Genomic DNA, 12,381 nt, shown 5'->3' on the forward strand with positions numbered 1-12,381 from the left:
CGGCCGAACGGCGGGCCTCAGGCCAGGGCCGCCACGACGGACGCGGTCTGCGGGTCGCGGGCGGCGGTGACGGACAGGACGGCCACGAACTGGTCCACCAGCCAGTCCCTCAGTTCGTCCAGCGGCGGCTGCTTGTCCTCGTCGAGCCAGATGAGGGAGGCCGCCTCGACCGCGGTGATCCACATCCGCACGGTCATCCGCAGCCGGGGGCCCGGGTCGGTGACCCCGAGGTGGCGCAGGATGTGCACGGCCGCGGCCCGGCGCACGCCGTCCACGATGGCGGTCGTGCGGGAGGTCTCGACCACGCTGCCGCCCTGGAGCAGGGCGCTGAAGCCGGTGTCGTGCTGGTCGACGAAGGCGAGGTAGCGGTCCAGGGCGCGGGACAGGCGGGGGAGCAGGGGGCCCTCGCGCGGCTCGTCGAAGCAGAGCTCCAGCTCCTCGGCGGCGGAGCGCAGGGCAGCCTCGTACAACTGCTGCTTGCCGCCGGGGAAGTAGCGGTACACCAGCGGGCGGGAGACCCCGGCCGCCTCCGCCACGTCGTCGAGGGAGACGTCCTCGGGGGCGCGGTGGGCGAAGAGGCCGAGTGCGGCGTCCAGCAGCTGGCTGCGGCGTTCCTCCACGCTGAGGCGGCGGTAAGCGGGGGTGGGCGCGGCGGGGGTCATACGGGGCAGCGTAGTCGGCGGGACGAGGGTCGTACTGGGCCGGTCGCGCGGTTGCCCGCGCCCCTCGGGCGTTGCGGCGCCGGGCAGGGACGCCGGCCCCGCTCGCGCGGGGAACCGCGCGACCAGCCACAACGGACCCGCACCGGTGCGGCGCCCCACGCCTACGCCAGCAACCCGGAGGACTTCCACAGCCGCCGTCCCACTCCTCGCAGCACCCCGATGTCGTCCAGGAAGTCCGTCAGGCGCTTCGCGCCGGTCTGCATGATCTCGCGGCGGTGGGCGCTGGCCTTCACCTGCGCCATCGCCTCCCGCTTGTCCAGGCCCACGTTGGTGTAGACCTCGGGGTTGACGAAGGCGACCGAGAAGACCCGGGCGAACTCCCCGGAGGTGATCCGCGTGAACTCCTGCGACCACTTGGGCGCGGTGACCATCTGGCGCCGCAGCTCCTCGCGGGCGTACCGGACGTGGCGGGCCTCCTCCACCACGTGGATGCGCGTGACGCCCCGGATCAGCGGCTGCACCCGCTCGTCGGGGAAGGTCAGGCGCTGCATCCAGTCGAGGACCTCCTCGCCGAGCAGGGTCGCGGTGAAGGAACCGGGGGTGGTGGAGATCGTCTTGAAGAGGCGGCCGAGGTTCTGGTGCACGCGGCTGACCGGGTACCAGGGCGTACCGCCGCGGGAGATGAGCCGGGCGAACATCTTCGAGTGCCGGCACTCGTCCTCGATCTCGGTCAGTGCGTAGCGCACGTGCGCGCTCGTCGCCGCCTTGTCGTAGATGTGCCGGACCAGCAGCTGCATCAGGATGATCTCGAACCAGATGCCCAGCGACGCCAGCGCCGCCGACTCGTGCTGGGAGAGCAGGATGCGCTGTTCCTCGCTCATCCGCTGCCACATCGGTGTGCCGTACAGCGACACCAGCTCCGGCGGCCAGAACCACTTGCCCTCCTCGAAGGGTGCGTCCCAGTCGAGTTCCTTGTCCGGGTCGAAGGAGTGCTTGGCGGAGGAGTCGAGCAGCCGCTCTGCCACCTGCTCGCGGTCCTTGAGCCGGCCGAGCGCGTCGCGCAGGCCTTCCAGGGCTTCTGCTTCGGCTTCGGTGAGGGTCGTCATGCCCTTATGAGACTGCTTGTCAGCAAGCCCGTCAATCCCTTGCGCGTTACTTGTTGACCGCGCGTCTACTCCGTGTGAGCCTGCGGACATGTCGACCTTCGACCAGTACGCCATGGACCCCGCAGAGCCCCTCTGGTCGGTGCCCGCGACCGGGGCGGCCCGTTTCAGCTGGGAGTACGACGACGGACGCGACCGCCTGCTGGCCCTGTACCAGAAGGGCAAGGACAAGCAGTGGGACGGTCAGAAGCGGATCGACTGGGACCTGGAGGTCGACCCCTACGACCCCCTCGGCACGCCTGACGAGGTGCTCTCCCTCCACGGCACCAGACACTGGGCCAAGCTCTCCGAACGGGACAAGGGCGACCTGCGCCGGCACTACGCCTCCTGGCAGTTCAGCCAGTTCCTGCACGGCGAGCAGGGCGCGATGATCTGCGCGGCGCGCATCGTCGAGTCCGTCCCCGACCTGGACGCCAAGTTCTACTCCGCGACCCAGACCATGGACGAGGCCCGGCACGCGGAGATCTACGCCCGCTTCCTGCAGGAGAAGATCGGGATGCTCTACCCGATCAACGACAACCTCCAGTCGCTGCTCGGCGACACCCTGCGCGACAGCCGCTGGGACATGCCCTACCTCGGGATGCAGGTACTCATCGAAGGCCTCGCCCTCGCCGCCTTCGGCATGATCCGGGACACCACCGACAAGCCGCTGCCGAAGCAGATCCTGGCGTACGTCATGCAGGACGAGGCCCGCCACGTCGCCTTCGGGCGGATGGCGCTGCGGGACTACTACCAGCAGCTCACCGACGCCGAACTGCGCGAACGCGAGGAGTTCGTCATCGAGGGCTGCTACTTGATGCGGGACCGGCTGCGCGGTGTGGAGGTGCTGGAGAACTTCGGCATCCCGCGGGCCGAAGCGGAGGAGTACAGCGAACGCTCCGAGTTCCTCGCCCTGTTCCGCAAGCTGCTGTTCAGCCGGATCGTGCCGTGCGTGAAGGACATCGGCCTGTGGGGCAAGCGCCTTCAGCAGGCCTATGTCGACATGGGCGTCTTCGAGATGGGCGACTCCAACCTCGACCTGCTGATGGCCCAGGACGAGGAGATCGCCGAGAAGCTCGACGCGGAACGGTTCGCGGCCGAGGAGCGGGAGCGGGTGGCCGAGGTGACGCAGGCGATCGAGGCGGGAGCCGGCGAGGACTCCTAGAGAGTGCGGCCCGGCCCTTCGGGGACCTCGCCCGTCACCGGCGCCGCACCGCCCGGCGGGAAGGACGTGCGCAGCGTGAAGGCGTACGGTGTCGGCCCGCGCGCAGGTGAAGCAGGCAGGCCTCGGCCTCGGCGACCGTCGGGCGGTGCCAAGCCGGCACCCACCACAGGACGGTGACCGCTTCCCGGAGCCGCTCGAACCTCCCCCACTGCCTTGAAGGCGTGGGGGGACACCCATCCTGCGGCGGGCCATCATCTCCCGGTGCCGCCCCCGGTACATGAACGCGGTCAGGGCGTCGGTGTCCCGCCACACCGACAGGTTGACGATCAGCCAGTCGTCGCCGAAGACGGGCAACCGCGCACGCCCGAGAGCCACCCTTGGGGCGTCCTGACGGAACGCCGCCTGTCCCGGGCCTCCTCTTCCAGCCGAACGTGAGGCGGAACGACCACAGTGCGTCGGTGGCGTTGCCGGAGTCGCTCCGGAGCCGCCGGACGAAACCGTCGGCGGCGTCGGCGTCGGCGTTCACGGGGTCGAGGCCGTCGACGAAGTCCTTCAGCCACGGGGAGTCCAAGGGGGTATTGAGACGGGCGACGTTGACCTGGGCGAGTTGGTGCGCGGGCGTCGTTTCCGTCAGGACCGGACCGTAGGTCGGCGCCCGTTCGCCGCGGTGCACCCCGTCTCACGACCCGAGCACGGCCCGCATCACCGCCCGCGCGATCGGCGCCGCCATGCCGCCCCCGGTGATGTCACGGCGGTGCGCGGCCGCGTCCTCCACCACCACCGCGACCGCCACCTTCGGCTCCGGGTCCTGATCGCCCTGCGCCCAGGAGACGAACCAGGCGTACGGCGTACCGGAGTTGTCGACGCCGTGCTGGGCGGTGCCGGTCTTGCCGCCGACGGTTGCGCCGGGGATCGCGGCGTTGACGCCGGTGCCGTGCTCCACCACGTCGCGCATCAGCTCCCGCAGCCGCATCGCGGTCGACGGGTACATGGCCTGACGGGCCGGGGTGGCGCCGGCCGTGGACACCGTCGCGCCGCGGGCGGTGGTCGTCCGCTCCACCAGGTACGGCTCGCGCACCTGACCGCCGTTGGCCACCGCGGCCGAGACCATCGCCATCTGCAACGGCGTGGCCCGGGTGTTGTACTGACCGATCGAGGACAGGGCCAGCTGCGCCCGGTCGACGGAGGTGTCGAAGGTGCTCTGCGCCACCGAGTACGGGATGCGCAGGTCGGTGTCGTTGAAGCCGAACGCGTGGGCCGTCGAGGCCATGTCCGTCACACCGACGTCGACGCCCAGCTTGGCGAAGACCGTGTTGCAGGACCTCTCGAAGGCCTTGCGCAGCGAGGCGTTCGCACAGCCGCCGCTGCCGTTGCGCAGGGCCGTCGTGGTACCGGGCAGGGTGTACGGGTCGGGCGAGCGGGTCGGCGCGTCGACGCTGGTGATCACCCCGGCGTCCAGCGCGGCCGCCGCGGTGACCACCTTGAATGTCGAACCCGGCGGATACGTCTGCCGTACCGCCCGGTTCAGCATCGGCTTGTTCGGGTCCCCGTTCAGCCCCAGCCAGGAGCGGGTCACCGCCGGCCCGTTCCCCGACAGCGCCCCCGGGTCGTAGGACGGGGTGGAGACCAGCGCCAGGATGCGCCCCGTCGCCGGCTCGATCGCCGCGACCGCGCCCCTGCGGTTGCCCAGGGCCCGGAACGCCGCCTGCTGCGCCGCCGGGTCAAGGGTCGTGACGACGTCACCGCCGGGGCTGCGGGCGCGGGTGAGGTCGTTCCACAGGGGGAACGGCGAGAGCATCGGGTCGGTGCCGGACAGGGTGCCGTCCGCGGCGTGCTCCAGGAACGTGGTTCCGTACACCTGCGAGGAGAAGCCGGTGACGGGGGCGTACAGCGGGCCCTGCGCGTACGTGCGCTCGTACCGCAGGTGCTCACCGGTGTCCTTGGAGCCGGTGACCGGCCGGCCGCCGACCAGGATGTCGCCGCGCGGCTGGCCGTAACGGGCGAAGTCCTGGCGCCGGTTGGCCGGGTTGCCGTCGTACGCGCCGGCCTGGACGACCTGGATGCGGGCCGCGTTGACGAGGAGGGCGGCCAGCAGCAGGGCGCAGAAGGCGGCGGCGTAGCGGATGTGGCGGGTCACGGGGCGACCTGCCCGTCGTACTGCTTGCGGGCCGAGTGGCTCACCCGGATCAGCAACGCCACGATCGCCCAGTTGGTGACGACCGAGGAGCCGCCCTGCGCCAGGAACGGCATCGCCATGCCGGTGAGCGGGATCAGGCCGGTCACCCCGCCCGCGATGACGAACACCTGGAGCGCCACGATCGAGGCGAGGCCCACCGCGAGCAGCCGGCCGAACGGCTCGCGCAGGGCGAGGCCCGCCCGGTAGCCGCGCTCGACCAGCAGGCCGTACAGGAGGAAGATCGCGGAGAGGCCGGCCAGGCCGAGTTCCTCGCCCGCGGTCGCCAGGATGAAGTCCGACTTGGTGGCGAAGCCGATGAGGGTGGAGTGGCCGAGGCCAAGGCCGGTGCCGAGGACGCCGCCCGCCGCGAACGCGAACAGCGACTGGGCCAGCTGGTTGGGACCCTGACCGGCCTCGATGGACGCGAACGGGTGCAGCCAGTCCTGGATCCGGGCCGCCACGTGCGGCTCCGTCCGGCCGACGGCGACCGCGCCGAGCGTCGCCAGCAGCAGGCCGACGGCGATCCAGCCGCTGCGGCCGGTGGCGACGTACAGCATGACGACGAACAGGGCGAAGAACAGCAGCGAGGTGCCGAGGTCGCGTTCCAGGACCAGCACGCCGACGCTCACCAGCCAGATGGCGACGATCGGGCCGAGCACGCGGCCGGTGGGGAGCTGGAGCTTCCACAGGCGGCGGCCGGCGTAGGCGAGCGCGTTGCGGTTCGCGGCCAGGTACGCGGCGAAGAACACCGCCAGCAGCACCTTCGCGAACTCGCCCGGCTGGATGGAGAAACCGGCGATCCGGATCCAGATCCGGGCCCCGTTCACGGCCGGGAAGAAGATCGGCAGGGTGAGCAGGAGCAGCGCGGCGGCGACGCACACGTACGCGTACCGCTGGAGCACGCGGTGGTCACGCAGGGCGGCGACGACGTAGGCGAAGAGGGTGATTCCCAGCGCCGACCAGACCAGCTGGGCGGGGGCCGCCCGGTCGCCGGGGGTTTCCAGGTCCAGCCGGTAGATCAGCACCAGGCCGATGCCGTTCAACAGCACGCCGATGGGCAGTAGCAGCGGGTCGGCGTACGGGGCGCGCAGGCGGACCGCGAGGTGCGCGAGCAGGGCGAGGACGCCGAGTCCGGCTCCGTAGCCCACCGCGCCGGGCGGGACGGCGCCGGTCCTGGCGAGGCCGACAGCGCAGTAGCCGTACACCGGGAGGAGTACGGCTACGACGATGAGGGCGAGCTCGATGCCACGGCGCCGGGGGAGACGGACCGCGGGAGCGGGTGCGTCCACTGCCACGGCGGTTCCGGTTCCGGCATTCGTCATGTCCGGTACCTACCCAAATGATGCGGCTTGCGTGCCGTCGGCATCAGCACCAGCGTGGCGCGGGCCCGATGTTGTTGATGTAGCGGGCCGCGCCCCAGGCCCAGGTGCGGCCCCCGACGAGGTACCAGAGGGGGTTGCCCTGCACCCGCTGGCCCGGCGTCTTGCAGTGGATCGGCAGGACCTCGCCCCGCTCGACCCGGGCGATGGCGCGGCTGCGCTGGGTGGGGGACGAGCGCAGCGCCAGGCTGCCGGCGGTGACGACGCCTTCGTAGCGGGCGCCCTGGCCCTCCCCGACGAAGTCGTCGTCGAAGTCGTCGTCGAAGAACCAGTCCTCGTCGCCGTCACCGCCGATGTCGTCCCCGTCGTCGTCGAAGTCGTCGTCGAAGTCGTCGTCGTCATCGTCGTCGAAGTCGTGGCGGCCGTTGTTGCCGTTGCCGTTGCCGCCGAAGTCGTTCCGGCCGTTGTTGCCGTTGCCGTTCCCGTTTCCGCCGAAGCCGTTGTTGCCGTTCCCGTTTCCGCCGAAGCCGTTGTTGCCGTTGCCGTTGCCGTTCCCGCCGAAACCGTTCCCGCCGTGGCCGTTGCCGCCGGCGAAGACGTCGACGCCGCCGTTGCCCGCGAAGACGTCGACACGGCCGTTCCCGCCGTAACCGTTGCCGTTCCCGCCGAAGCCGAAGCCGTTGCCGTTCCCGCCGAAGCCGTTGTTGCCGAATCCGTTGCCGTTCCCGCCGAAGCCGTTGTTGCCGAATCCGTTGCCGCCGGCGAAGACGTCGACGCCGTTGCCCGCGTACACGTCGACGCGGCCGTTGCCGCCGAAGCCGTTGTGATGGCCGAAGCCGGGGCCGAAGCCGAAGCCGGGACCGAAGCCGGGACCGAAGCCGAAGCCCGGGCCGAAGAAGCCCGGCGCGAAGCCGAAGCCGGGGGCGACGCCGAAGCCGGGGGCGACGCCGACGCCGGGGACGGGCGCCGGCACAGGGGCGGGAACGGTGCCGGCCTCGCCGCCGGGCGCGGGGACGGCGCCGGTACCGGAGCCGGGACCGGCAGCGTCCCAGAGACCGCCGGCGCAGGCCGGGGAGATCGCCACCGCGGCGGCCAGGGCACCCGCGGCTGCCGTCACGGCGAGACGGGTGCGGGGAGATCGCAGGGACATGGGGAGAACCTCCCGTGAGGGGGCGGGGCGAAGCTGACTAATCGCCACATTAGGAGCGGCCTTCGCGGGGCGCCCGTCACAGTGCGCCATCGGGGAGGGTCACTCCCCGTCGGCCGTGCGCCCGCGGGTCACTCCCCGTCCGGCCTGCGCCCGTCCCGCGGGGCCTGAGGCAGGGTCAGGCGCGCCACCGCCCCGCCCCCCGGCGCGTTGCGGAACTCCAGCCGGGCGCCCAGCACCTCCGCCTGGCCCAGCGCGATGGTCAGGCCGAGGCCGTGCCCCTTCGCCCCGCCCTCGGTGCGGAACCGCTGCGGGCCGTGCTCCACCAGGTACTCCGGATAGCCCGCCCCGTGGTCCCGCACGGTCACCACTGGCCCGTCCACCGTCACGACGACGGGCGGCCGGCCGTGCGTGTGCGCGTTGGCGACGAGGTTGCCGAGCACCCGCTCCAGCCGCCGCCGGTCGGTCTCCACCCGCGCGTCCCGGACGACGCGCACCACCGTGTCCGTACCGGACGCCCGGACGACCCGTGCGGCCAGCGCGCCCAGCTCCTCGCTGTCCAGGTCCAGCCGCTCGCGCCCGGTGTCCAGCCGGGAGATCTCCAGCAGGTCCTCGGTGAGCGTGCGCAGCGCGGCCACCCGGTCGCGGACCAGTTCGGTCGGGCGCCCCGGCGGCAGCAGTTCGGCCGCCGCGTGCAGGCCGGTCAGCGGCGTGCGCAGCTCGTGCGCCACGTCCGCGGTGAACCGCTGCTCGGCGATCAGCTTGCCCTGCAACGACGCGGCCATCGAGTCCAGCGCGGCGGCGACCGCGGCCACCTCGTCCTGCGGTCGCGTCCGGTCCCGGGCGCGCGGGTCGTTCACCCGGGCGTCCAGGGCGCCCGCGCTGATCCGCCGGGCGACCCGCGCCGTGGTGTGCAGCCGCCGGGTCACCCGGGTCACCGCGAACGCCCCGACCAGCACGGTCGCCCCGATCGCCAGCGCCGACGACCAGCCGATCGACCGGTCGAGGCCCTGGATCGTGCGGGCCTGCTGCGAGTAGTCGACGGCCACCGCGAGGGCCCGGCCGCCGTCGGCAGGACCCGCCGCCCACATCGTCGGCCGGCCGTCGTGCTCGGCGACCATCGTGCCGCGGTCCCCGGCCGCCGCCAGCGAGCGCAGCGAGGGTGGCAGCCCCTCGGGGTCCAGGCCCGCGCCCGGCGTCAGCGGATCCCCGGCCTCGTAGGCCGCCGTCGCCTCCGCCAGCCGGGCCAGCGCGAGGTCGCGGGCCTGGCCGACGGTCTGGTTGGTCACCGAGACATGGACCAGGACGCCGAGCAGCGCGGCCAGGGCGCAGCACATCACGGTGATGAAGGCGGCGGCCTTCACCGCGAGGGTGCCGGCCCAGCGCGGCAGCGCGAGCCTCATCGAGGACTCGCGGAGGGGGTGCGAGAGGGGGTGCGGGGCGGGTACTCCGGGTCCGGCCGCTCGCCGGTGCGCAACATCTCGTCGTGGGTGAGCAGCATCGCGCGCTGGTCGGTGTCCCAGCTCCACTGGAGGCGGTACTGATAGCCCGGGACCTCGGACGGCGCCCGCAGGATCACCGACTGCCCGGCGATCTCGATGCTGCTCACGGCGTCGTCGTAGGCCATGACCTGCACCAGCCGGTGCCTCTCCACGGTGTAGACGCGCACGGCGGTCATCTCGCCGGGCAGCAGCCGGAAGCCCAGCGTCATCTCGGGCCGTCCGTCGCCGGTCAGGTCCCGGTAGTACGGCTCCAGGACCGGGCACCCGGCCCCGTCCCCGGCACGGCCGCACTCCTCCATCCGGCTGTTCGTCCCCCGGTAGCGCGCCTTGGGCCCCTCGTAGTCGCCCGGGCTGCGGGCGATCTCGGCCCGCACCACCGCCACCGGGTCCACCTCACGGATGTCGTCGCCGGGCACGCCGACGCCCTTCACGACCTGGATGTCCACCTCGCCGATGTCGAAGGCCGGGCTGGAGGCCGGCGGCAGCTCGGGCCACAGCCGGGCCGGACCCGCCGCGGTCGGCGTCGGCCCGGCGCCGCGCAGATCGCCCGCGTCGCCGCAGGCCGTCGCGGTCACCGAGAGCAGCGCGAGGGCGGTGAAAGCGCGGACCCGGGCGCGGGTGACGAGCGGGAGGAGGCGGCGGGGCACGGGGCATCCTGTGGTTCGGGACGGTCGGCCCGTACACCTTATGCGTGCGTGCGGCTTGTTCGTGCGTACACCCTATTGGCGGGAAAGTCCGCTCATGTACCTGAGGTCCCGTTTGTGCATGTGAGGTCCCGGCAGACGTGTCCGTGAGGTCCCGGCAGACGTGTCCGTGAGGTCCCGGCCGGGGACGGCCTACTCCGCGAGTTCCTCCAGGAACCGCACCGTCGGCAGCCCTGTGCGCAGGTACTCCACGAACAGCTCGTTGTGCAGCGCCCACGGCGCGCGGCGGGCACGAATCAGCCGGATCGCCGACTCGGCGGAGCGGCCCCGGCGGATCAGGGCGTGCGCGATCACCAGGCCCGAGCGGTTGTAGCCGTGGTAGCAGCGCACCAGCACCCGGTGGCCCCGGTCCAGCGCGTCGCAGGCCGCCTCGGCCAACCGGATCACCCCGGCCAGCTGGGTGCCGTCGAGCGGGCCGTCCGGAATCGGCCAGACCTGGTGGTCGACGCCGGGGTCGGGTCCGTGGCCGGGCAGCCGCAGGAGCGTCTGGACCAGGTCGAACTCGTCCCGGACCACGGCGAACTCCACGTGCCCGGCATGGCCCGTGAACTCGTGCCCGCCCATCCACAGACCGGGCACGATCTCGTTCCACGGCATGTCCGGAGCCGGTACGTCGGGTTGCTTCCTGCGGGTACGCAACGGCGCCTCCCCAACCGCCCCGCGGGCGGGCCCGTCCCAACTCCTTCCAAAGGTAGCCGGGTTCTTGCCCCTGGAGCACCCCGCCTGTTCCCATGGTCATGGGGTGATGTGCATGAGCGGACTGCGCGTCGTACCGGCCTGGCGGCACGGCCGTGAACGACTGTACGTCTGCCTCACGGACGGCAGGAACATCGCCTGGTACGACCGTGAGGCGGCCCGGGTCAACCTGCTGAGCGAGGACCGCAGAGACGACGTCCTGCAGGCCCTGCGCCCCTTCCTCACCGGGCCCGTCACGGTCGGCCCGCCCCCGGTCCCGACCCCCGCGGAACTCGCCCGCCTCACCCTGCACCCCGACGACGACCTGGCCCCCAACCGGCCCGGCGAGGCCCTCCTGGTCGCCCTGGACCGGGACCCCGGCGGACCCGTGCCCCGGCTGCGCGCCGACCCCCGGCGCCGGGCGCTGGAGGCCGAGCAGACGGTGGGGGAGGCGCTGGACCGGATGGACGGCGCGGGCTGGCACGCCCTGCACTCCCTCCCGCTGCCCGGCGGCGACCGCGTTCACCACCTGCTGATCGGCCCCGGCGGCCTCTTCGCCGTGCACTCCCTGTACGCCCGCAAGCAGCGGGTCGTGATCGCCGACCCCATGGTCACGCTCGGGCGGCGGGAGGGGCGTCCGCTGCTGCGCCGGGTCAGGGCGGACGCCGCCCGCGCCTCGTACGCCCTGACCGCCGAGGTCCGCCCCGTCCTCGCCCTGGTCGGCCCGTCCCGCGTCTCGGTCCCCGGCCCGGTCCGCGAGGTGCGGGTCCTGCAGGACACGGAGCTCGACGGCCTGGCCCGTCTGGGCGGCGTCCTCAAGCCGGCGGACGTGGAGGCCCTGCACGCGATGGCGCGGGACCGGAACACGTGGACGCGGGTGTGACCCCGGCCGAGGACGTGACCTGCGCCGGGCCCTCGCCGTACGACGCTTCGCCGTACGACGCCTCGGCTCCGCCGTAAGACGCTTCGCCGTACGACGCCTCGCCCTACGACGCCTCGGCTCACGGCAGGGGACTGGCCCGCCCCGCGTCGAGCAGCGGCGCCAGCACGTCGCCGTAGTCCTGCACGCGCGGGGCGATGTCCGTCGCGAGGAAGGTGAGCTGGCCGGCGTCCCGGCACGCCTCGACCTCCTCCCAGGTGACCGGCGCCGAGACGGTCGGCGTGGACCGGGCCCGCAGGGTGTAGGGGGTGGCCGTCGTCTTGCGCGCGGCGTTCTGGCTCCAGTCGACGAACACCTTCCCCGGCCGCAGACTCCGCGTCATCCGGTGCACCACCAGTCGCGGCATGGTCCGCTCCGCCTCGACGGCGAGCCCTTTCGCGTACTCCGTGACCTGGTCGGAGGGCGTGGGCCGGACCGCCGCGAGCAGGTGCAGCCCTTTCGAGCCGGAAGTCTTCGGATAGGCGTCGATCCCGTCCGCGGCCAGCCGCTCCCGCAGCCACAGCGCGACCTCGCAGCAGTGCACGACGTTCGCCGGCGCCCCCGGGTCGAGGTCGAAGACCATCCGGTCCGCGACCTCCGGGTGCGAGATCACCCACTGGTGGGTGTGGAACTCGGCCACCAGGTTCGCCGCCCACATCAGGCTCGGCAGGTCCTGCACCAGCACCATCCGGGCCGGCCCCTCCGACCGCGGCACCTCGGCGGTGGTGACCCACTCGGGCGTACCCGGCGGCACGTTCTTGGTGAAGAACACCTGACCGTCGGGGCCGTCCGGGTAGCGCAGGAAGGACACCGGCCGATCCCGCAGGTGGGGCAGGAGAACGTCGGCGGTCGTCGCGTAGTAGTGCAACAACTCGCCCTTGGTGAAGCCGGTCGCGGGATGCAGCACCTTCTCCAGATTGCTGAGCGCGACCCGTCGCCCCTCCACCTCTGTGATCGGCGTCATACGATG

The 12,381-nt window shown here is 72.6% G+C and carries 11 protein-coding genes and 1 pseudogene; 2 read left to right on the top strand and 10 right to left on the bottom strand.

Annotation, left to right across the window (positions count from 1 at the left end):
• Positions 1–17 precede the first annotated feature (17 nt).
• Entirely contained in the window at positions 18–662 is a 645-nt protein-coding gene (locus tag IPT68_RS24450; protein WP_189696513.1) for a TetR/AcrR family transcriptional regulator, read from the bottom strand.
• 161 nt (positions 663–823) lie between these two features.
• Positions 824–1,768, bottom strand: coding sequence for an AurF N-oxygenase family protein (locus IPT68_RS24455; RefSeq protein WP_189696514.1), 945 nt, complete (start codon positions 1,766–1,768; stop codon positions 824–826).
• 88 nt (positions 1,769–1,856) lie between these two features.
• On the opposite strand from IPT68_RS24455, the gene IPT68_RS24460 reads away from it, so the two are divergent.
• On the top strand, positions 1,857–2,969 hold the full coding sequence (locus IPT68_RS24460; RefSeq protein ID WP_189696515.1) for a ferritin-like domain-containing protein: 1,113 nt from the start codon (positions 1,857–1,859) through the stop codon (positions 2,967–2,969).
• On the opposite strand, the pseudogene IPT68_RS24465 reads toward IPT68_RS24460, so the two are convergent.
• From IPT68_RS24465 to IPT68_RS24495, 7 genes and pseudogenes are all read right to left on the bottom strand, one after another.
• Positions 2,966–3,603 (bottom strand): annotated as a pseudogene (locus tag IPT68_RS24465) (DUF3291 domain-containing protein). The gene IPT68_RS24460 and the pseudogene IPT68_RS24465 overlap by 4 nt on opposite strands.
• Before the next feature lie 45 nt (positions 3,604–3,648).
• Positions 3,649–5,106 carry a peptidoglycan D,D-transpeptidase FtsI family protein gene (locus tag IPT68_RS24470; protein WP_189696516.1) on the bottom strand — a complete coding sequence of 486 codons (1,458 nt, stop codon included), beginning with the start codon at positions 5,104–5,106 and terminating at the stop codon, positions 3,649–3,651.
• A complete protein-coding gene (locus IPT68_RS24475) occupies positions 5,103–6,467 on the bottom strand; it encodes an FtsW/RodA/SpoVE family cell cycle protein (RefSeq protein ID WP_189696517.1) in 1,365 nt (454 codons plus the stop codon). The genes IPT68_RS24470 and IPT68_RS24475 overlap by 4 nt, the downstream gene beginning before the upstream one ends.
• 43 nt (positions 6,468–6,510) lie before the next feature.
• Positions 6,511–7,614, bottom strand: a complete 1,104-nt coding sequence (locus IPT68_RS24480) for an SH3 domain-containing protein (protein WP_189696518.1) — start codon at positions 7,612–7,614, stop codon at positions 6,511–6,513.
• Between the two features lie 128 nt (positions 7,615–7,742).
• Positions 7,743–9,014 (bottom strand): sensor histidine kinase, encoded by a 1,272-nt coding sequence (locus IPT68_RS24485; RefSeq protein ID WP_189696519.1) that lies wholly within the window; start codon positions 9,012–9,014, stop codon positions 7,743–7,745.
• The gene (locus tag IPT68_RS24490; RefSeq protein ID WP_189696520.1) at positions 9,011–9,760 is read right to left on the bottom strand and encodes a hypothetical protein; all 750 of its coding nucleotides are present in this window, start codon (positions 9,758–9,760) and stop codon (positions 9,011–9,013) included. The genes IPT68_RS24485 and IPT68_RS24490 overlap by 4 nt, the downstream gene beginning before the upstream one ends.
• A gap of 189 nt (positions 9,761–9,949) precedes the next feature.
• Positions 9,950–10,456 carry a protein-tyrosine phosphatase family protein gene (locus tag IPT68_RS24495; RefSeq protein ID WP_189696521.1) on the bottom strand — a complete coding sequence of 169 codons (507 nt, stop codon included), beginning with the start codon at positions 10,454–10,456 and terminating at the stop codon, positions 9,950–9,952.
• 112 nt (positions 10,457–10,568) lie between these two features.
• On the opposite strand from IPT68_RS24495, the gene IPT68_RS24500 reads away from it, so the two are divergent.
• A complete protein-coding gene (locus tag IPT68_RS24500) occupies positions 10,569–11,375 on the top strand; it encodes a nuclease-related domain-containing protein (protein ID WP_189696522.1) in 807 nt (268 codons plus the stop codon).
• 118 nt (positions 11,376–11,493) lie between these two features.
• Here IPT68_RS24500 and ligD read toward each other — a convergent pair whose 3' ends face one another.
• The gene (gene ligD / locus IPT68_RS24505; protein ID WP_189696523.1) at positions 11,494–12,375 is read right to left on the bottom strand and encodes a non-homologous end-joining DNA ligase; all 882 of its coding nucleotides are present in this window, start codon (positions 12,373–12,375) and stop codon (positions 11,494–11,496) included.
• Positions 12,376–12,381: the final 6 nt, after the last annotated feature.

Source organism: Streptomyces chromofuscus, assembly GCF_015160875.1.
Taxonomy (GTDB): Bacteria; Actinomycetota; Actinomycetes; order Streptomycetales; family Streptomycetaceae; genus Streptomyces; species Streptomyces chromofuscus.